The organism is Aestuariibaculum suncheonense (assembly GCF_014596935.1).
GTDB lineage: Bacteria > Bacteroidota > Bacteroidia > Flavobacteriales > Flavobacteriaceae > Aestuariibaculum > Aestuariibaculum suncheonense.
Genome location: NZ_JACVXC010000001.1, coordinates 908,563 through 927,910 on the forward strand (window position 1 = coordinate 908,563; position 19,348 = coordinate 927,910).

Below are 19,348 nucleotides of genomic sequence, written 5' to 3' on the forward strand. Positions count from 1 at the left end.
AGTGAACAAAATATGGGAGTTGGTGATATTAGTTGCAATTAACTCAATGGAGTTCATCAATTTTATCGAGACTTATTTTATAAATATTTCCAAAGCCATTTAAAGGACTGTTAGCAAAGTTTTTTAAAGCGTTTACACTTTCTAGAATTTCATTGTTTTCATCTAGTCTTTCGCTCGTAAAGTAGAGATTACCATGTTTCCAATCTATAAAAGGGCAGTAGTCTAATTTATTGGAGTTTATTAATGCTCCCATGTTTTTTGATGGACTCCACGCGCCGTTTTTATCTTTTCGGCTTATGTATAAATCGCCTCCCCCTAAATCGTCAGCTCTGCCATACGAACTAAAAACAATAACATCTTCATCTGGACTAATGTAGGCATTAAACTCATAAAAAGGGGTGTTTATTTCGGCAGGCAGGGGCTCTGGATTTTTAAATGTACCGGCTTCGTACTTTGCTATAAATATGTCCTCTTTTCCAATGCCATTAGGCTTTGTAGCGGTAAAGAACAGATTGCCCTGGTTACTTACAGAAGGAAAAAATTCATCGTTTGGGGTATTAATGGTGGAGTCTAGGGCTTTAGGATTAGTCCAGATACCTTTTACCTTGTCACTAAACCAAATGTTGTAGTCTGTTCTGGTACTATCGTTATAAATAGGTCTGTTTGACGCGAAATATAAGCGGTTACCATTGTTGGCATAAAAAGGTTCAATATCGTGATATGTTCCAGAAATAGACATGATCCCTGGTGCGCTCCAGGTTTCATTGTTTTTATTTAATATCACCAGGCAACGTTTTTTTTGCTTGTAGTCTCCCAATGTATAAATCATTTCGTTGCCTTCGGGATGAATGGCTAAATCTCTTTCGTAAAGCGGTGTAGAAATGATGCCTTGTCCAAAAAGGGTTAAATAATTAGTTTTAGATTCAATATCGATTGAAATGGTTGCTACTAATGTATCGTTCTTAGGTTTACACGCCTTAAAAAGCGGTAAAAGCAGCAAAAGAAAGGCTATGTGTTTCATAGGTTTGTATTTCAAATAAAGTAGCTAGTTTATGTTATTGGAAACAAAGATGTTTTATAAAACGTCATTACTATGGAGGGTAAGCAGAGGGACTTCTAAATTAGAAGTTATTAGGTTTGTTTTGCTTCGGTGTATTAAAGATAACCAGAATCCATATTCGTAAGGCACCATAACTAATAAGTTGGCTTCAAAGCGTGTCAGTTCCTTTTTAACTTCATCTACAACAGTATTAGAGGTAACACTGTTGAACAGGAACCTAGTATCTCCAGTTGATTGCAACGAAGCTTTCATGTTATTAATTAAGTCTTGTTTGTTATCAGAAGGATTGTCGTTTACATAAAATATTTCAACTACCGATTTATAAGCTTTGGCAATAGTTTCAATTTTCTTTAGGGCCTCTGCGGGTAATCCTCTTTCAATATCAAAGGCAAATAAAATTTTCTTTAAAGGATTGTAAGTATAGGTTTCTGGTACGGTTAATACAGGGATGTCGACCTTATGTATGGTGTTGGTAGTGGTTGAGCCTAAGAGGTTTTCTTCAAAGTATTTCTTATGAATGCCCATAACTAGCAAAACGGCCTGGTGTTCTTTAATTGAGCGCTGTAATTGTTGGTAAAAATCGCCAAGCGCAAAATCTAAAGTGGTTTGTACCTGATATTTTTTTTCCAGGTTGGTTACAAATGCATCGGCCTTATCTTTTGCAATTTTTATTGTTTCTAAAATGGATTCGTAAGGCAATCTTGCATTAATGGCGTGTATGGAAATATTATGCAAATGAAAAAACACTAATCTAGCCCCTGTTTTTTTAGCCATTTGAAACGCGTGATTTATGTAATTGGTGTCTTCGTCAAAAGAATTGGCTGCAAGAATGTAAGTTTTCATAAGAGAAAAATAATTATTTCGGTTCCATAATTCATCCAGAACTTCTCTATTAAAGATACTAAAAACTACAGGTTTTTAAGACCTGTTTAGCGTATATAAACATTAATTACTTAGCGAAAATGCTGCCAATACGAAAATCAACGCTATAATTGCAGGTAATGCCTGGATTATAAAAATTTTTCTCGAAGCTGTTATAGCTCCATATATTCCGGCAATCGCAACACATGCTAAAAAGAATACGCGAATGTGCATTTCCCAAGTGGTATCAGAAATTAAAAACGACCAAATTAATCCTGCAGATAAAAACCCATTGTAAAGCCCCTGATTAGCTGCCAGGACTTTTGTAGGTTTAAATAGGTGCTCAGGAATCGTTTTAAATGTTTTCTTACCTGCGGTTTCCCAAGCAAACATTTCAATCCATAAAATATAAAGATGCTCTAATGCAACTATAGCAGTCAATATTTTTGCGATAATATCTATCATCATTCATCAAATAAAAAGTTAGTATTATGTTTGATTTGTATTATAGGTCACTATTTACTAGTGTCTATTGAAATATAGCTCCAGGTTAAACATAGTTTTAAGCAATTAATTTGTATATAGTATTAGGTGTTTTTTTATCTAAAGATAATGTTGTATTACCTAAAAGCATTTTTATAACCACTAAAATATAAACAAACGCCCTTAACTTGGGCGTTTGTAAAATTACGGATTTGAGAGGAGCTACCATTGTTGGTAGCAGTTCCTGTTTTGACACTATTTATAGTTTCAATAAATTCCTAAACTTCAGTAATGCTAATTTTCAGTTTGCAATGAATAAAACGTATTAGGCTTTATCAACTGAATATTTTCCGGCTCCTGCCAGAAACATCACGACAAAGCTTATAAAAAACAATAAAGCGTGTTCTTTGGTTGCTAAATCGTCTTTAGCATGTATTATAAATGCAGCAACAAACATAGTAATTGCAGCAGGTATGGCGGCCCATTTTGTTTTAAAACCTATAATTAACATAATTGGGGCGACAACTTCTCCAATAAGAGCTAAAATCAAGGACATTGTAGGTCCAACACCTATTGGGTCACCAAAATCGGAAGGGTTTGATAACATGCTTATTTTTGGAATTCCATGGGTAAGCATAAAGCCCCCAAAGCCAACTCTTAATATTAAAAGAGCCAAATCGTTAAAGTTTTTTTTCATAACTGTAAAATTTATTTAATTTTTCTATAGAGATTGAAACTTATTGTTGACAACTAGTTTTTATTTATATTCCAAACTGTCTTAAATGATGGTCTGTGTGTTTGTAAACTAATATTCCAATTTGTTCCTTGGTCATTTTACCGAAAAAATCGTGTATGAAGATGGGGTTATTAAAATTCTCATATTCTTTAACTAGTGAAATCCACTCCGATTTTTCAGATTCGATATTAACATTAGAGTCATTTACCTTAAATTGGTTAGAGGTGGGAATATTTTTATCAAACGGCCTTTCGTCTTTAATCATTTTTTTTAAAGCTATTTTTCCAAATAGCTTTCCCAGAAAAGCTTGCTTGTATGAATGATTTTCTTTTCCAAGAATCCATTTATTCCAATATGTATTGTGCTTAAGCATTTGGGAAACATTCATTTTACCCCATTCAGCTTTGCTGTCTTCGTTGATTTTTTGAATTCTTTCGATTAGCTGTTCCCGAATATTCTCGTTAAATATTGTTTTCATTTGTTTTATGCTATTTCGTCAAAATTACTCAGTTAAGTATAATTATTTTTTCTTCTTTAAATCTCTGATGCTTATTATCATTGCTAAAATCAGCAGCAGGTTTGAAATAATTCCATAAAAGGAGACTTTGTTAAGATTATTAAAATCTAATGCAGATATATTCATAATTAAGAGAATAAATCCAGTAATTAAAACGATATAGACTCCTGTTATTTTTGTCATTTTGAATGTGAGTGTGTTTCGAAATAAATCCAAACGGTCTCGTATAACCTTCAGTTACGGGTTAAATTAGCGATTATTTTCGGTTACGCACAGACTTTATGGATTCGGACGTAGTCGAATCCGCCGTAATTGCGGTTATACATTGTTGGCAACTGGCGTTTATCCCTCATTTTCCTTGTTAGTTTGAAATACGAAATCAAAATTTTGAGATTTAATTTTTGTTTATAGCATTATGTTTAACAGAATTTACAAAAGCATTCCATTTCTCAGGATTGCTTTCTATTACGAAAGTTTTAGGGTTATTGAAAAGTGCAGAAATGCCTCCTATAATTGTTCCAGAAATAACACCAACAGTAACACCGCTAGCGAGTTCATCCCCTGAAGAACCACCGGCCCAAGTAAATGTTCCTCCTGAAGAATCGGTAGGAGGGTTTACCGAACCTAGAACAACTCCAACTAAAGCACCAGAAGTAGCTCCAACAAGTACGTTATGACCTCCCGAACGTTTGGTTTTTATTTTTCCTATTTCTTTTGGGTGTATTTTTTTTAGCTTTTTAGCTTTACTTAAAACAATAAGAGAATCATTAATTGAGTGAATATGTCCTTTTCCTATTTTTTTTCCATCCATGTCAAAAACTCTCAAAAATAATTTTTGAGTTTTGTTTTCTTCTTGTGCAGATATACTAATGGATATCATCAAGGTCAATAGTAAAATTGCTGCTTTCATTTTTATGGTTGTTTTGCTTGTTGCCAACGTTTGGTATATGGAAAGTTGCATGTTTGTGTGCGAGGATTTTCCGAAGGAAAATCAGAAGCTAGCAAACGAGCAACTAACATTGGTTTAATATAAAACTAGCAATTTTTTATATACTGTGTTGGCAATAGTTTTTATTATGAGTTAATTTGTTCAGTTTAAATTACATTTCCATGGTCAGTGCAATGTAAAAAAATGTAATTAAGAAAAATAAAGTCAGAATAGAGTTTCCTATTAATCCAATCAGAGGTTTATTTACTTTTTCCTTACGTTCTTTAAATCCGACAAAAACTCCCCCTGCACTTATTCCGAAAACTATAAATCCAACTAAAGCGAAATATATGTTTTCCGAATCCGTAAGTCCTAATTCAGTCCAAAATTCATTTGCAATTAGAGCAAGAATAACCAAAATTATGTTTGTCAATAATAATTTGTTAGTAGTGCTTTTCGTCATTTTTTTGATATTAACTTTTTCCCTTTTGTAATCCATAAAATTGGTCCAATTAAACCAATCATTGATATTATAATCCAAGTTGATTTTGAGCCATTGAACTTATTGGTCAAAATCAGGAATATTGCTCTAAAGGTTGTGATTACAGACCAAAAGCATAAAACGATAAATGATAATATTAATAGTTGTTTCATTTAATTATTAAATTCAATTCGGTTTTTTCTCAAATTATAGCCAACGTAGTGTATATGAATGATTGAAAACTACATATTACACCTAATCGGATGGGATAACGATAGTTTTTAAGCTTTATTTTCATTCCTATCCTATTTGTATCATCATGCGCATTGCAATATAATAACTTTCTTACAACATATTATACAGCAAGCTATTAATTTTATAGTCATTAAATAGGTTTCCTTCGAGTCATGTTCGACATTCCTTCGGGGATTCTTCGGTAAAACCCTTATTTTACGAAGGAAACCCGAACAATTCCCGAAGGAAACCCGAAGCAAACCCCTAAAAAAGCATTATTTTGTAATATATAGACTACTAATTTAATGTTTTTGTAATATTTATTATGTTAATGTGTTGAGGTGTAGGTAAGTAGTGTAAAAAATATATCCTCTAAGTACGCTTAGAGGATATATAATAATAACTTAAAAAATAGGGTGTAGCTAACCAGCATTAACAACTCCTAAAGTATAAAGGAATTCCATGGTTGGTGTTTCGCTACCGCCAGCAGGCTCTAAAGTAATACCAAAAGCTTCAGATGCGTTGGCATTTTCAATTTCGAAAATCTTATTGTCATCTGTTATGAAATTATCTATAGTTCCTAAGCTGGTAGGTGTTAATGGGTTTAAGGTTAACGACCAAACCTGATACACTTTACCTTCTGGTGGTTCGGGTAAGCCTTCGGCATCTAAATAAATGCGTTGCTGTTGTTTATCCCAGTACACATTAGCATAAGTACTGGAGAAATTACCCTGTCCGGCCAAAGGAATTTTAGTAATATTATTATCGCGTAATACCGAAATTAAAGTATTAGCTTCTTCTAAATTGCTTTTAGCATTGGCAATTTGTGTTTCTAATAATTCCTGTTGTGTTTTTACAATTTGAATATCGGTCTTTAACTGGTTGTTTTGCGTTGTTGTCCAGAATAATCCAATAGCCAGCAGTACCGAGGCTGCCCAACCGGTATAAGTCACCCAGTTGTATTTTGGCATTGGTATAACGTTGCTGTTGGTTCCGGTTAATCCTAAATGGGCTTTTACAGCCTGTAAAATCTTGTCGTTATGTTTTACTGGCGATACTGAAGCGGTTAATTTTATAATAGCAGCTTCAATTTCTAATACTTCTTGTAATATTTCAGGATATTGCAGCATGAGATTGTACACTTCCTTATTTTCTTTTTCAGAGAGTGCACCTGCTACATATAGCTCTAAAATTCCAGATTCTATGTAAGCTTGTATATCCATCTTATTCTAATACCATGTTTCTTAATTCTTTAATGCAGTTTCGGTTTCTGGTTTTTATGGTACCCACAGGCATATCGAGAGCTTCGGAAGCCTCCACCTGCGTATAACCTTTAAAGTACAGAAGTTCTAAAACCGCCTTACATTTTTCCCCCAATTTTTTTACAAATTTTTTAATTCCAATAGCGTCGGTAGAGTTGTCTAGACTGTCACTGGTTTCTAAAATATCTACGAAAAAATCGGCATCAAGGTTTTGTTTACTTTTTTTGAAGGCTTTTGAACGGGTTTTATCGATGGCTGCGTTTCTTGCGATGTTTAAAATCCAGGTGAAAAAACGTCCTTTTTCAGAGGAATAGCTGCTGGCATTGTGCCAGGCTTTAATAAAAACATCCTGCATAACTTCTTCAGCGATATCGTTATCTCGAACAATGTTGTAAATGACGCCCTGCATGCTTTCACTGTACATATTATACAGCGTTTCGAAAGCTTTTTCGTCTTTCTGTTTGAATTTTTCAATTAGGGGTTCTAGTTCCATAAAGTAGATTAAGATTTCCGAAAATAGTAAATTAAAAAAGAAAAAGCTACTTATAAAAGTAGCTTTTGTATAAAAATGTTTTCGGTTATGTAAGATTAGCCTTTACGAAGAAAAGTGCTTACTTCAATAGCAACCTCGTCCCAGGTCTTACTCACGCCATCTGGTCCGGTGTGTAAATCGAAACATACTTTGTTTAAACTTTCTAAGGCACCAAGGGCATCCCAGTCTGCTAAATTCATGGTTCCAGTCATGCTTACACGACGCGCATCGGTGATTTCAACAGTTAACGGTAAATCTTTAGTTACCCCATTCATAGTAAGGGAAGCCATATAATTTCCATTTGTAACTTTAATAGTACCATTAATAAGTTCTGTATCAAGCATCGCACCAAAAAACGATTCTTTTAATTTAGTATCTCTTGACGGATCTTTAGTAAATAAACTACTCACTGGAATCGAGAAGCGTAAATTATTTAAAGCCTCTTCGGCTGAAGCTCCGGTTTTTTCATCAAAGTTTAACACGGTAAACTCACCACCAACAGGTAATTTGTCGGTTGTTTTATAAGCCGTCCATTTTACCGAGGTCGCTTCTGGTTTTACAACAAACTTTTCGGCCGTTGTAACTTCCATGTGTTCTTCGGTAGTGTTTTCTTTTTTATTGTCTTTACAACTTACAATACTCAGCGCCAAAACAATAATCAGGTAACTTATTTTTTTCATGAACAAAATGTTTTTTTAAGATGTGAAATTTAGCACTAATATACTAATTGCAGTTGTTTATACATGACATAAATCATGTTTTTAACAAAACAATAAGGATACTTTTGTTCTATTAAAATGCAAACATGTTACAACAACTAATCAATAAATATAATGTTGCCGGGCCTCGCTATACGAGTTACCCAACGGTACCTTACTGGAATCAGGATAGTTTTTCGTTAAAAAGCTGGAAAACGTCATTAATAGAATCGTTTAAAGCCAGTAACCGTTCAGAAGGTTTAAGTTTGTATATCCATTTGCCGTTTTGCGAAAGTTTATGTACGTTTTGTGGTTGTAATAAACGCATTACTAAGCAACACAGTGTTGAACCCATTTACATAAAAGCGGTTTTAAAAGAATGGAATTTGTATTTGGAGTTGTTTGATGAAAAACCGGTTATTAAAGAAATTCATTTAGGTGGAGGTACACCTACCTTTTTTTCCCCAGAACATTTAACCTATTTAATAGAAGGGGTTTTAAAACATGCTGAAGTAGCCGATAACCATGAATTTAGTTTTGAAGGGCATCCTAACAATACCACGCGAGAGCATTTGCAAGCCTTGTATGATGTAGGTTTTCGTCGTGTAAGTTATGGCGTTCAGGATTACAATGAAACGGTGCAAAAGGCGATTCACAGAATGCAGCCGTTTGAATATGTAAAACGTGCTACCCAACTGGCTCGTGAAGTGGGGTATACCTCGGTAGGTCACGATATTATTTTTGGGTTACCGTTTCAAACTTTAGAGCATGTTCAGGAAACCATTTTAAAAACGCAGGCTTTATTGCCCGACCGTTTAGCATTTTACAGCTATGCACATGTGCCCTGGATAAAAGGGAATGGGCAACGTGGATTTAACGATGGCGATTTACCATCGGCAGAATTGAAACGCGAACAGTATCAATTAGGAAAACAATTGCTAACCGATATCGGCTATCACGAAATAGGCATGGATCATTTTGCTTTACCAACAGACACTTTGTATGCTTCCATGATTAACGGTAAATTACATCGTAATTTTATGGGGTACACCTCATCAAAAACACAAGCCATGATTGGCTTGGGCGTTTCGTCTATTAGTGATAGCTGGTATGGTTTTGCTCAAAATGAGAAAAGTCTGGAAGCGTATTACCATTTATTAAAAGAAAATATTATTCCGGTGTATCGTGGTCATATTTTAAATGATGAAGATTTAATCATCCGTAAGCATATTTTAAATTTAATGTGCCAGTTTAAAACCAGTTGGGCAGATTCTGCATTGTATTTTGAAGAATTGCCGGAAGCCTTAAACCAATTGGAAGAGATGCAACGCGACGGATTAATTCAAATATTGGAGGAAAGCATTATTGTAACCGAGAAAGGCAGACCATTTGTTAGAAATGTGTGTATGGCTTTCGATGTGTTATTACAAAGAAAACAACCAGATACCCAGTTGTTTTCAATGACGGTTTAAAAATTATATATCAGAGGTGACTATATTCTGAGTTTGCCTGTTATTTCGTCAACTTTTATGGCGTAAATAACAGGCGAATCATTTTCTACCTTCGCCGAAAATTCATGAATATAATCTAAGTCGCGCCCTTCGTTATTCAGGATGACTTCTTTAACACCTAAAGAAAATTCGTGTAGCATGGCTTTGGCTCCACTACCGGTTAGTTCCTGGTAAGTGCCATGTACTACAACCGATTTCCATTTATCAATAGCATCAATTTCAGAAACTTCTAAAGCCACATTAGGGTTCAATCTCAGCGCGTTTATTTTATGACCTTCACCAGAATACCCTATAATAATCTGATCTTTATTGTATAAGTAGGTGATAGGTACCACAAACGGACGTTTATTGTATATGTAGGCCAGATGACCAATGTAGTTGTTGTGTAAAATGTACTCGCATTTTTGTAAGTCTAAAGTTTCCATGAGCGTTAGTTTTAGTTGATGGTTTTAATACGTAAGGCTTATAAATGCGTTTAGTAAATATCAGATTCAGGGCATCATTTATCATTTAACACATGAATTTACCATGTTTAAAATTACAGAATAACAAGGATGAAAAAAATGATTTAAATCAGTTGGAACCTTCTTGAAAGCAGCAAGCCCTTAATGGCAATCTATGGCACTGGTGGCGAGTTCTGTAACCGGGCTGGGCGATAGGTAAGGAATACCTAAACCTAAACCACGAAGAATAAATAAAAGTCCGATAATAATCACAAACACCGGTACGGCTTTTTGAATGCGTTGTTTGATGCTGTTGTTTAAAAATTTACCCAGATAAATGGCTGAGGTCATTAAAGGCATCGTGCCTAAGCCAAACAAGGTCATATACAAACTGCTTTGTAAAGCCGAAGGCATCGTGATGGCAGCAAACACAGCCATATACACCAATCCACAGGGTAAAAACCCGTTCAGGAAACCAATGGTTAAAAAGGTATCTGCAGTTTTCTTTTTCAGAGCCTTTCCTAAAGCCGATTTTACTTTAGAAATAAGCATATAAATGGGTTGGGACGCATTGTATCTATTGAATATTCTGGTGGGGATAAGAATGATAAGAATCATTAGAATACCAATGGCGATAGATAGTTGTTGCTGTACACCAAACAGGTAAAAGCTTTTGCCAATGAGACCGAATAATAAGCCAATAATACTATAAGCCAGTAAACGCCCGATGTGATAAGAGGAAATTTGAGCGACTTTTTTAACCGAATGGCTACGGTCTACAGGTAACATAAAGGCAATAGGACCACACATGCCAACGCAGTGAAAGCTTCCTAAAATACCGAATATGATTGCAGACCAAAGCATTTAGTATATAATTTCTTTTTTATAGAGATAAGAACTTTGGTTATATTTCCAGTCCACTTTAATGTTCCAGCGACCATCCAATAAACGTTTGTCAGGTATGAGCAAATTGTAGTTTGACAATGAAATAGGCATTTCAAAGTCGAATTGTTTATTAGATGGTCTGTATAGGAACACTGTACCTGTAATTTTAGAATAATCTAAGTCATCAGGAAATTGAATAATCAACCCCTCAGTCGATATATTGTAAGTTATATTATGTGCTAACGTTTTAGCGTTGGTTTCTTTATTTAAATCGTTTTGAAACTCCAGTTCCTGTCCGTAATAATCTTCAGTCACCAAATCGTGATCGTATTTTTTATCGACACTCATGGTGATGATAAAATACATGATGAAGCTAATAAAAGCTACAAAAGCTAATGCTATACCTGTTCCCCAATTGAATTTCATTTGTCTTGTTTTTTAATTATAACTTCTAGGTCCTAGAAAATTTACTGTTGTGGTTTCAATAAGTTCATCGCCGCTGTAAACATCAATCGTTAGTTTGTTTTTATCGCCAGACAAATCACTTTTATTAATTTCGATAAACATAGTGCCTTCTGCAATACCCTGTTTAGGAACTTTAAAATTATTATTGGCCGAAACCAGTTTAATGTCGCCTTTGTATTTTCTGAGTTTAAAACTCACATCATCAATTTCCTTTACGGTTTTATTGACCAGTTTATAGGTGAAAATATTGCTGATCATTTGTTCGCCTTTATGTTCGTAAAGTTGTCCTGGTAAACGTAACACAGTGGCTTCAACATCGTTTCGTAGAAGCAGAAGCCCTGTAAATACGCCTATTAAAATAGTTAAAACAGCTATGTAGCCCTTCATTCGGGCTGTAAGTTTAAATTTTTGTTTCTTTTCTATTTCGTCTTCACTGGCATAACGAATTAATCCTTTTGGTAAGTTGATGCTTTCCATAATATGGTCGCATTCGTCAATACAAGCGGTACAGTTTACACATTCCAGCTGTGTACCGTTACGAATATCAATTCCGGTAGGGCAGACGTGAACACACTGTAAACAGTCTATGCAATCGCCATGGCCCAAAGCCTGACGGTCTTCATTTTTTCTGAATTTCTTTCTGCCGTTGTCACCTTCACCACGTTTATGGTCGTAAGCCACAACTATCGATTTATTATCCAGCAGAACACTTTGTAATCTTCCGTAAGGACAGGCAATAATACATACCTGCTCTCTAAACCAGGCAAACACAAAGTAAAATACCCCAGTGAAAATGATAAGTGGAATAAGCGTGCCTAAATGATCTAACGGGTTTTCGCCGATGTATTGCAAGAGCTTATCGCTACCAATTAAGTAAGCTAAAAAGATATTGGCAATAAGAAAGGAGATGACTAAAAAGATGAACCACTTTAGGCTGCGCTTTCTTATTTTTTCGGCATTCCATACCTGCTTGTCCAGTTTACGTTGTTTATTTCTATCGCCTTCAATCCAGTATTCAATACGTCTGAAGACCATTTCCATAAATATGGTTTGTGGACAAATCCAACCACAAAATACGCGTCCGAATGCTACAGTAAATAGGGTGATGAATACCACACCTATAATCATAGACAATACGAATAGGTAGAAATCCTGAGGCCAGAATGGAAAACCAAAAATATTGAAACGACGTTCTAAAACATTAAACATCAAAAATTGATTTCCTTGGACCTTAATAAACGGCGCGGCAAACAAAAAAGCCAGCAATACGTAGCTTGTTATCTTGCGGTACTCATAGAGTTTGCCACTAGGTTTTTTAGGGTACACCCATGCACGTTTACCTTCTTTGGTCATCGTGCCAATACTATCTCTAAAAGATTCGTTGTTAGGTGTTTCCAAGTTGTTTTGGTTTTAGGTTTTTTGTTAGGTGTTTAACGTTTTAGTTTTCGTCGTTCCAAATGTCTCCTTCTGCAGCTTTTGGTTCTGCAGGGGTTGTACCTTTAAAGCTGATTACGTAGCTTGCTACCTGTGCGATTTCTGATGGTTTTAATCCGTTTTTAGACCAGGCAATCATACCTTTTCCGTCACGGCCACCTTCAGAAATGGTTTTAAATACATTTTTAACACCGCCACCAAGAATCCAGTATTCGTCGGTTAAGTTTGGTCCGATACCACCGCCACCATCTGCTTTATGACAAGCGATACAGTTGGTGTCGTATATTTTTTTACCATTACTTAAGTCGGAAGCATCGGTTAATAATTCAACCGTATTAAAATCTACTAAATCTTTAGCTGTCTTTTTGTATTCTTCAATAGCTTTCTGGGCTTCAGCATATTCGGTGTTTAATTCGTCGTACTGTCCGTCACCATTAAATACATGATAGCGTAATAAATAAATGGCCGCAAACACAATAGAGGCATAGAACCCATATAACCACCACGGTGGTAAATCGTTATCTAACTCCTGTATGCCATCGTAATTATGATCCAGAATTAATTCGTGTTCCTGCTCGATGGGTTTGGTCCCTACAAGTGCTTTATAAGTGTTTTTAAGCCATTGTATGAATTTTGAAGGCGTGGCCTGATCAGCATCAAAACGGGCTTTACCGGCTTCATCTAAGCTATTGTAAAGAATAGAACGCATGGAGCTTACAATGCCTTCCATAGCGATTAAAATGAACAGTACAAGCAATAGAAACAATGCCAGTAACGGATATTCAACAAAGGCTGGTTTGTCTCCAGAATCTATAAGGTATTCGGCTAAGAAGAAAATTATAAAGAATATAATGGGCACTCTTAACCATGAAGGGAATGATTGTCTCATAATGTTTGGTCGTTTTGGTTTTCTAGTGGCAGGTGACTAACAGTTTTTATATAATCTTTTTTAGCAGTTACAACCCACCAGAATAGCACTACAAAAAAGATAAAAAAGATAAGCAGGGAGATGATGGGGTAGATCTCTACCCCGGTAATGGTCTCCATATGGTTTTTTATAAATTTCATCATGACGTTTAGTTATTAGTTGAAGACATTTCGGAATCTTTAACCTTAATGTCGGTTCCTAATCGTTGTAAATAGGCAATAACAGCTACAATTTCACGATTACGCATTTCAACAAAATCTGCTCCACCGGCTTTTTTATCAACTTCGTAAGTTTCTGCAAAATCAGGATCGGTATACAGGTTTTGCTCAATTTGAGTGCCCTGGTCCAGCATGTGTTGCTGTGCATTGGTAATTTCGTCGTCGCTATAAGGAACGCCCAAGCTTACCATAGCACGCATTTTATCTTCGGTTTTCGATTTATCCAACTCGTTTTTCACTAGCCACTGGTAAGCCGGCATGATCGAACCGGAAGAGGTGCTTTGCGGATCGTATAAGTGGTTTAAGTGCCAGTTATCGGAGTACTTACCACCAATACGGTGTAAATCAGGTCCGGTACGTTTACTACCCCATAAAAACGGATGGTCGTAAACAAATTCGCCGGCTTTAGAGTATTCACCGTAGCGTTCGACTTCACTTCTAAACGGACGAATCATTTGGGAGTGACAGCCCACACAACCTTCGCGGATGTAAATATCACGGCCTTCTAATTCCAAAGGTGTATATGGTTTAACACTGGTTAGTGTTGGAATATTGGATTCAACCATTATCGTTGGAACAATTTGTACAATACCACCAATTAAAATGGCAATGGTTGCATAAATGGTTAATTTGATTGGTTTACGTTCTAACCAGGTGTGCCAGCCTTCACCTGCAGTTCGGTGTTTGGAAACACGCTCTAAAGCAGGGGCTTCAGCCAATTCGTCGGTTACGACATTTTTAGATCTTTTAATAGTTGTAATGATGTTGTAGGCCAGAATAAACATTCCGAAGATGTATAGCGAACCTCCAATAGCACGCATCCAGTACATTGGGATGATTTCGGTAACGGTTTCCAGGAAATTACCATACATTAAGGTGCCGTCTGGATTAAACTGTTTCCACATGCTCGCCTGAGTAAATCCGGCAACGTACATCGGTAAGGCATAGATAATAATTCCTAAAGTGCCTACCCAGAAGTGTGCATTGGCTAATTTTATAGAGTATAATTGTGTTTTAAATAATCTTGGTACTAACCAGTAAATCATACCAAAGGCAAGGAATCCGTTCCATGCCAGGGCACCAACGTGTACGTGAGCGATAATCCAGTCGGTAAAGTGACCAATAGCATTCACATTTTTAAGGGACAACATAGGCCCCTCAAAGGTGGCCATACCATAACCGGTAAGTGCTACCACCATGAATTTTAAAACCGGGTCAACGCGGACTTTATCCCAGGCACCACGAAGTGTTAGTAATCCATTAATCATACCACCCCAGGATGGCATTAACAACATCACAGAGAAGGCAACACCTAAATTTTGTGCCCACTCAGGTAAAGCCGTGTACAGTAAGTGGTGAGGGCCTGCCCAGATATAAATGAATATTAAAGACCAGAAGTGAATAATCGATAATCGGTACGAATAGATGGGGCGGTTTGCAGCTTTTGGTACAAAGTAATACATCAACCCTAAAAACGGTGTAGTTAGGAAGAAAGCTACGGCATTATGTCCGTACCACCATTGTACTAAAGCATCCTGAACACCGGCGTAAACCGAGTAACTTTTCATACCACTCACCGGAATTTCGATATTATTAAAAATATGAAGTACCGCAACGGTAACAAAGGTTGCCAGATAAAACCAGATGGCTACGTATAAGTGACGCTGACGACGTCTTAAAATAGTTCCTATTAAGTTGGCTCCAAAGGCAACCCAAACTAAAGCAATGGCAATATCAATAGGCCATTCCAGTTCGGCGTATTCTTTTGAAGTGGTGTATCCTAAAGGTAAGGAAATGGCTGCTGCCACAATAATTAATTGCCACCCCCAGAAGTTAATATTGCTCAGTACATCGCTAAACATTCTGGTTTTTAAAAGGCGTTGTGAGGAATAATACACACCGGCAAAAATGGCATTACCAACAAAGGCAAAAATAACGGCATTGGTGTGTAATGGTCTTAGTCGTCCAAAACTTAACCACGGAATACCGTCGGTCAGGTTCGGAAACAAAAATAAAAAGGCTAAGAGCAAGCCTACAAGCATTCCTACAACTCCCCAAAGCATGGTCGCAAATAAGAACTTTTTAACAATCTTGTTGTCGTAGTAAAATTGTTGTACTTCCATAATGATTAATTGGTCTTTTTGTTTTTAATGGTTGTTTTCGATTGGTCTTTTACTAATTCGTCTTCAAAAAGCATTCTTACCGAAGGGGTGTAATCATCATCGTACTGTCCTTTTTTAACAGCAACAATAAAAGCAACGAAGAACACGATAGCTACCACGATGCTAATACCTAATAACATATATATAACACTCATACCTATTGAAGTTACGGGTCAAAATTAAACGGGTAATGTTTCTTAAAACATGATTTTTATCATGTTTGAAAAATTAACCTTTATTTTATTCTTCTGCCTAAAAGATTTGTAGCAATGGTGGTGAATACCACGACACTAATAGAACTTAAAGGCATTAATATTGCTGCAATAACAGGCGCTAATTGCCCGGTTACTGCAAAGTAGATGCCGATACTGTTGTACATAAACGACAGTACAAAACTCCACTTAATTATAGTTATAGCCTGTTTCGAGGCTTTAATAAAATGATATAGTTGATTAAACTTTGTGGCATCTAAAATAGCGTCACAGGCCGGAGAGAAAACATTCACGTTTTCCGATAGGGCAATCCCCACATTACTCTGTGCTAAGGCTCCTGCATCATTCAAACCATCGCCAACCATCAACACTTTAGCACCTTCAGACTGATGGTATTTGATGTATTCCAGTTTGTCGTCTGGTTTTTGATTGAAAATCAGTTTGGTTTTGGCAGGGAGTAGTTTTTTCAGGTTTTCCTGTTCACCGGCATTATCGCCAGAAAGAATCACCAGATCGAAGTCTTTTTTTAGTTTATTGAAGAGCTTCGATAAGCCTTTACGGTAACTGTTGTAAAAGGTGTATTTTCCTTTGTATTGATTATTGGTACTGATATGTACCGTGGTATTTAATACTGACGTTTCATGAGCTCCGACAAAACTTGCCGAACCAATTTTAATCTGATCGTTTTGATAAGAGGCTTCAATGCCTTTTCCCAGATGTTCTTCAAAATGATTTAAGGAAACGATATTGTGTTCATCCAGAATGTCGTAAAGGGTTCTGCTTAAAGGATGATTAGAGCCACGAAGGGTGTTTTTTAACAGCACCTCTTCTGATGACGATAACGAGTCACCTTCATACCTTGCTGTACTTTTTTTATTAGAGGTTATCGTTCCGGTTTTGTCGAAAATCACAGTGTTTATTTCTGCCAGTTGTTCGATAACTGAAGCATTTTTTACATAAAATTTCAGTTTACCAAAAATACGCAGCAGGTTGCCAAACGTAAAGGGTGCTGCTAAGGCCAGAGCACAAGGACAGGCAATAATAAGCACGGCAGTAAAAACATTAACCGCTTTAGAAGAATCGACCAAAATCCAGTAGGTTGTGGCTAAAACGGCAATGCTCAATACCACGATGGTAAAGCGTTTGCTAATGGCATTAGTAAGGGTTGTAAAATGGTCTTCTTTATTTTTACTGAACACATCATGACTCCATAACTGTGTCAGGTAACTGTGTTCAACCGATTTTAAAGCTTCCATCTCTATAAGACCAGTCGTTTGTTTACCACCGGCAAAAAGCTTGTCACCCGATTGTTTGCTCACGGTTTTCGATTCGCCGGTAACAAAACTGTAATCTATTTTGGCGTTTCCGTTAATAAGAATACCATCGGCAGGAATTAATTCTTCATTTCTAATGAGTAGTCGATCTCCTTGTTTAATGTCGTAAACCTGAATGGGGGTTTCAACCCCGTTTTCAATTTTAGTAATAGCAATCGGGAAGTACGATTTGTAATCGCGCTCGAATGATAAAAACGAATAGGTTTTTTGTTGGAAAAATTTCCCAAGCAATAAAAAGAAAACCAGTCCGGTTAAGCTGTCAAAAAAGCCGGAGCCCAAATCGAAAATGATGTCCATAGTACTTCTAATAAAAAGCACTGCAATACCTAAAGCAATAGGCACATCTATATTTAATAGGCCTTTACGTAAGCCTTTGTAGGCGGAAATAAAATAATCTTGTCCGGCATAAAATACCACAGGTAACGAAAAGGTAAACATTAACCAGCGGAACAGGTATTTGTATTGTTCTAGCCAGAATTCACCAACTTGAAAATATTCAGGAAAAGATAAGAACATCACATTTCCAAAGGCAAATCCTGCGATACCTAACTTGTAAATAAGTGAGCGGTTTACCTGTGCTTTTCCTGTTTTAAAGTCGTCAAGCGAAATATACGGTTCGTAACCAATGCTGCTTAAAAGAATCACAACCTCTTTTAGAGAAGTGGTATTGGCATTGTAAGTTACTCGGACATTCTTTTTACCGAAATTTACCTGTGAGGATGAAATACCTGGATTTAATTTGTTGAGGTTTTCCAGAATCCAAATACAGGAGCTACAATGAATATGCGGAATATAGAGCGTAGCAATTTGTGTGGTGCCGTCGTTAAATTCGGTTAGCTTTTCAATAATGTTTTCCTGAGCTAAGAAATCGTATTTACCTTCAATATCTTTTGGTGTGGCACCCGGTGCTGCCTGTAAGTCGTAGTAGCAGGTGAGGTCGTTTTCCGAAAAGATTTCATACACGGTTTTGCATCCATTACAACAAAAGGTTTTTTCGTTGAATGTAATAGCCTGCGAATCGCATACATCACCACAGTGGAAACAATTGTCTTGATCCATAGAATTTGCTCATAATTATACCTGTAACAAAAATCTTAAAAGGTTCTGTCATAAAATATGATATTTATCATGTTTTAAGGTTCTTATAAAAATGTATGTTTTAAGATATATTTATTACATTTACACAACGTAGAAACTTTAGGTATGAGTAAATGTGAACAGTGTATTGTTAAGCAATTTAATTCTTTAAAATCGCTTACCAAAGAGGAATTGGTGCGTATTTCCGGATGTAAAACCTCAAAAACGATTAAGAAAGGCGAAGTTATTTTTGAAGAAGGCGATATTGTTAACGGTGTTTTCTGTATCAAAGATGGTATCTGTAAATTATCCAAGTTAAGTGCTAATGGAAAAGACCAAATTGTTAAGTTGGTTGTTAAAGGTGATTTATTGGGGCAACGGTCTTTGGTTACCGAAGAAACCGCTAACCTTAGTGCCGTGGCTTTGAATGATATGGAAGTTTGCTTTATTCCTAAATCTGAAATTATTAGCGATTTAAGTAAAAATGCTAACTTTTCTATGGATGTTTTAAAGGATATGGCTAATGATTTAAGACAAGCCGACGATATTATTGTCAATATGGCTCAAAAGTCGGTACGTCAGCGTTTAGCTGAGACCTTAGTATATCTTTATGAAAGTTTTGGTACCAATCCCGATAAAACCCTAAGTGTCATTCTATCTCGCGAAGATTATGCTAATATAGTTGGTACTGCTGTGGAGTCCGCCATCAGAGTGCTTTCGCAGTTTAAAAAACAAGGCTTAATCTCAACTTCCGGTAAAAAAATCAAGATTGAAAATCTGGAAGGTTTGAAGCGCGTAGAATAGTTCTATTGACAATCTTCTATTACCTATAGATATTTCCAATGGTGTTACCGTGTATGTTGTGTAAAAATATAGTAATTTTATAC

Annotated in this window: 21 protein-coding genes; 2 read left to right on the forward strand and 19 right to left on the reverse strand. The window is 36.2% G+C overall.

Annotated elements, in window-relative coordinates:
- Window positions 1–43: 43 nt before the first annotated feature.
- From ICJ84_RS04100 to ICJ84_RS04145, 10 genes are all read right to left on the reverse strand, one after another.
- The gene (locus tag ICJ84_RS04100) at window positions 44–1,021 is read right to left on the reverse strand and encodes a TolB family protein (protein WP_188215073.1); all 978 of its coding nucleotides are present in this window, start codon (window positions 1,019–1,021) and stop codon (window positions 44–46) included.
- A 54-nt stretch (window positions 1,022–1,075) separates the two neighbouring features.
- Window positions 1,076–1,903 carry a universal stress protein gene (locus tag ICJ84_RS04105; protein WP_188215074.1) on the reverse strand — a complete coding sequence of 276 codons (828 nt, stop codon included), beginning with the start codon at window positions 1,901–1,903 and terminating at the stop codon, window positions 1,076–1,078.
- A 102-nt stretch (window positions 1,904–2,005) separates the two neighbouring features.
- On the reverse strand, window positions 2,006–2,383 hold the full coding sequence (locus ICJ84_RS04110; protein WP_188215436.1) for a DUF1304 domain-containing protein: 378 nt from the start codon (window positions 2,381–2,383) through the stop codon (window positions 2,006–2,008).
- A 346-nt stretch (window positions 2,384–2,729) separates the two neighbouring features.
- Window positions 2,730–3,101, reverse strand: coding sequence for a DoxX family protein (locus ICJ84_RS04115; protein WP_188215075.1), 372 nt, complete (start codon window positions 3,099–3,101; stop codon window positions 2,730–2,732).
- 64 nt (window positions 3,102–3,165) lie between these two features.
- Complete coding sequence (locus ICJ84_RS04120; RefSeq protein WP_188215076.1) at window positions 3,166–3,618, reverse strand: DUF1569 domain-containing protein; 453 nt, start codon at window positions 3,616–3,618, stop codon at window positions 3,166–3,168.
- Between the two features lie 433 nt (window positions 3,619–4,051).
- Window positions 4,052–4,567: a hypothetical protein gene (locus ICJ84_RS04125; RefSeq protein WP_188215077.1), complete on the reverse strand. Its 516-nt coding sequence runs from the start codon at window positions 4,565–4,567 to the stop codon at window positions 4,052–4,054.
- Between the two features lie 190 nt (window positions 4,568–4,757).
- Window positions 4,758–5,084, reverse strand: a complete 327-nt coding sequence (locus ICJ84_RS04130; protein WP_188215078.1) for a hypothetical protein — start codon at window positions 5,082–5,084, stop codon at window positions 4,758–4,760.
- Window positions 5,085–5,722: 638 nt separating this feature from the next.
- Window positions 5,723–6,523, reverse strand: a complete 801-nt coding sequence (locus ICJ84_RS04135; RefSeq protein ID WP_188215079.1) for an anti-sigma factor — start codon at window positions 6,521–6,523, stop codon at window positions 5,723–5,725.
- Window position 6,524: 1 nt separating this feature from the next.
- Window positions 6,525–7,055 (reverse strand): RNA polymerase sigma factor, encoded by a 531-nt coding sequence (locus ICJ84_RS04140; RefSeq protein ID WP_188215080.1) that lies wholly within the window; start codon window positions 7,053–7,055, stop codon window positions 6,525–6,527.
- 95 nt (window positions 7,056–7,150) lie between these two features.
- Window positions 7,151–7,774, reverse strand: a complete 624-nt coding sequence (locus tag ICJ84_RS04145) for a YceI family protein (RefSeq protein ID WP_188215081.1) — start codon at window positions 7,772–7,774, stop codon at window positions 7,151–7,153.
- 125 nt (window positions 7,775–7,899) lie between these two features.
- Here ICJ84_RS04145 and hemN point away from each other — a divergent pair, with 125 nt between their 5' ends.
- Window positions 7,900–9,264, forward strand: coding sequence for an oxygen-independent coproporphyrinogen III oxidase (gene hemN / locus ICJ84_RS04150; RefSeq protein WP_188215082.1), 1,365 nt, complete (start codon window positions 7,900–7,902; stop codon window positions 9,262–9,264).
- Window positions 9,265–9,284: 20 nt separating this feature from the next.
- Here the strand turns inward: hemN and ICJ84_RS04155 are convergent, their stop codons facing one another.
- The 9 genes from ICJ84_RS04155 to ICJ84_RS04190 all read right to left on the reverse strand — a co-directional run bounded on the left by ICJ84_RS04155 (window position 9,285) and on the right by ICJ84_RS04190 (window position 18,443).
- The gene (locus ICJ84_RS04155) at window positions 9,285–9,728 is read right to left on the reverse strand and encodes a pyridoxamine 5'-phosphate oxidase family protein (protein ID WP_188215083.1); all 444 of its coding nucleotides are present in this window, start codon (window positions 9,726–9,728) and stop codon (window positions 9,285–9,287) included.
- 180 nt (window positions 9,729–9,908) lie between these two features.
- Window positions 9,909–10,610, reverse strand: a complete 702-nt coding sequence (locus ICJ84_RS04160; protein WP_188215084.1) for a sulfite exporter TauE/SafE family protein — start codon at window positions 10,608–10,610, stop codon at window positions 9,909–9,911.
- Complete coding sequence (locus ICJ84_RS04165; RefSeq protein WP_188215085.1) at window positions 10,611–11,057, reverse strand: FixH family protein; 447 nt, start codon at window positions 11,055–11,057, stop codon at window positions 10,611–10,613.
- A 12-nt stretch (window positions 11,058–11,069) separates the two neighbouring features.
- Window positions 11,070–12,494, reverse strand: coding sequence for a cytochrome c oxidase accessory protein CcoG (ccoG, locus tag ICJ84_RS04170; protein ID WP_188215086.1), 1,425 nt, complete (start codon window positions 12,492–12,494; stop codon window positions 11,070–11,072).
- Window positions 12,495–12,534: 40 nt separating this feature from the next.
- The gene (locus ICJ84_RS04175; protein WP_188215087.1) at window positions 12,535–13,419 is read right to left on the reverse strand and encodes a cbb3-type cytochrome c oxidase N-terminal domain-containing protein; all 885 of its coding nucleotides are present in this window, start codon (window positions 13,417–13,419) and stop codon (window positions 12,535–12,537) included.
- A complete protein-coding gene (locus ICJ84_RS16945) occupies window positions 13,416–13,601 on the reverse strand; it encodes a CcoQ/FixQ family Cbb3-type cytochrome c oxidase assembly chaperone (protein WP_241739553.1) in 186 nt (61 codons plus the stop codon). The genes ICJ84_RS04175 and ICJ84_RS16945 overlap by 4 nt, the downstream gene beginning before the upstream one ends.
- A gap of 5 nt (window positions 13,602–13,606) precedes the next feature.
- On the reverse strand, window positions 13,607–15,799 hold the full coding sequence (gene ccoN / locus ICJ84_RS04180) for a cytochrome-c oxidase, cbb3-type subunit I (protein ID WP_188215088.1): 2,193 nt from the start codon (window positions 15,797–15,799) through the stop codon (window positions 13,607–13,609).
- Between the two features lie 5 nt (window positions 15,800–15,804).
- The gene (gene ccoS / locus ICJ84_RS04185; RefSeq protein WP_188215089.1) at window positions 15,805–15,993 is read right to left on the reverse strand and encodes a cbb3-type cytochrome oxidase assembly protein CcoS; all 189 of its coding nucleotides are present in this window, start codon (window positions 15,991–15,993) and stop codon (window positions 15,805–15,807) included.
- A gap of 80 nt (window positions 15,994–16,073) precedes the next feature.
- The gene (locus ICJ84_RS04190; RefSeq protein WP_188215090.1) at window positions 16,074–18,443 is read right to left on the reverse strand and encodes a heavy metal translocating P-type ATPase; all 2,370 of its coding nucleotides are present in this window, start codon (window positions 18,441–18,443) and stop codon (window positions 16,074–16,076) included.
- A gap of 144 nt (window positions 18,444–18,587) precedes the next feature.
- Here ICJ84_RS04190 and ICJ84_RS04195 point away from each other — a divergent pair, with 144 nt between their 5' ends.
- Window positions 18,588–19,265 (forward strand): Crp/Fnr family transcriptional regulator, encoded by a 678-nt coding sequence (locus tag ICJ84_RS04195; RefSeq protein ID WP_188215091.1) that lies wholly within the window; start codon window positions 18,588–18,590, stop codon window positions 19,263–19,265.
- Window positions 19,266–19,348: the final 83 nt, after the last annotated feature.

What these genes read in the sequence shown, in the direction of transcription:
- ICJ84_RS04155 (WP_188215083.1), bottom strand. Translation starts at nt 9,728, where the DNA reads ATGGAAACTTTAGACTTACAAAAATGCGAGTACATTTTACACAACAAC.
- ICJ84_RS04100 (WP_188215073.1), bottom strand. Translation starts at nt 1,021, where the DNA reads ATGAAACACATAGCCTTTCTTTTGCTGCTTTTACCGCTTTTTAAGGCG.
- ICJ84_RS04175 (WP_188215087.1), bottom strand. Translation starts at nt 13,419, where the DNA reads ATGAGACAATCATTCCCTTCATGGTTAAGAGTGCCCATTATATTCTTT.
- ICJ84_RS04165 (WP_188215085.1), bottom strand. Translation starts at nt 11,057, where the DNA reads ATGAAATTCAATTGGGGAACAGGTATAGCATTAGCTTTTGTAGCTTTT.
- ccoS (WP_188215089.1), bottom strand. Translation starts at nt 15,993, where the DNA reads ATGAGTGTTATATATATGTTATTAGGTATTAGCATCGTGGTAGCTATC.
- ICJ84_RS04125 (WP_188215077.1), bottom strand. Translation starts at nt 4,567, where the DNA reads ATGAAAGCAGCAATTTTACTATTGACCTTGATGATATCCATTAGTATA.
- ICJ84_RS04120 (WP_188215076.1), bottom strand. Translation starts at nt 3,618, where the DNA reads ATGAAAACAATATTTAACGAGAATATTCGGGAACAGCTAATCGAAAGA.
- hemN (WP_188215082.1), top strand. Translation starts at nt 7,900, where the DNA reads ATGTTACAACAACTAATCAATAAATATAATGTTGCCGGGCCTCGCTAT.
- ICJ84_RS04115 (WP_188215075.1), bottom strand. Translation starts at nt 3,101, where the DNA reads ATGAAAAAAAACTTTAACGATTTGGCTCTTTTAATATTAAGAGTTGGC.
- ICJ84_RS04190 (WP_188215090.1), bottom strand. Translation starts at nt 18,443, where the DNA reads ATGGATCAAGACAATTGTTTCCACTGTGGTGATGTATGCGATTCGCAG.
- ccoN (WP_188215088.1), bottom strand. Translation starts at nt 15,799, where the DNA reads ATGGAAGTACAACAATTTTACTACGACAACAAGATTGTTAAAAAGTTC.
- ICJ84_RS04105 (WP_188215074.1), bottom strand. Translation starts at nt 1,903, where the DNA reads ATGAAAACTTACATTCTTGCAGCCAATTCTTTTGACGAAGACACCAAT.
- ICJ84_RS04195 (WP_188215091.1), top strand. Translation starts at nt 18,588, where the DNA reads ATGAGTAAATGTGAACAGTGTATTGTTAAGCAATTTAATTCTTTAAAA.
- ICJ84_RS04135 (WP_188215079.1), bottom strand. Translation starts at nt 6,523, where the DNA reads ATGGATATACAAGCTTACATAGAATCTGGAATTTTAGAGCTATATGTA.
- ICJ84_RS04160 (WP_188215084.1), bottom strand. Translation starts at nt 10,610, where the DNA reads ATGCTTTGGTCTGCAATCATATTCGGTATTTTAGGAAGCTTTCACTGC.
- ICJ84_RS04145 (WP_188215081.1), bottom strand. Translation starts at nt 7,774, where the DNA reads ATGAAAAAAATAAGTTACCTGATTATTGTTTTGGCGCTGAGTATTGTA.
- ICJ84_RS04140 (WP_188215080.1), bottom strand. Translation starts at nt 7,055, where the DNA reads ATGGAACTAGAACCCCTAATTGAAAAATTCAAACAGAAAGACGAAAAA.
- ICJ84_RS04130 (WP_188215078.1), bottom strand. Translation starts at nt 5,084, where the DNA reads ATGGATTACAAAAGGGAAAAAGTTAATATCAAAAAAATGACGAAAAGC.
- ICJ84_RS16945 (WP_241739553.1), bottom strand. Translation starts at nt 13,601, where the DNA reads ATGATGAAATTTATAAAAAACCATATGGAGACCATTACCGGGGTAGAG.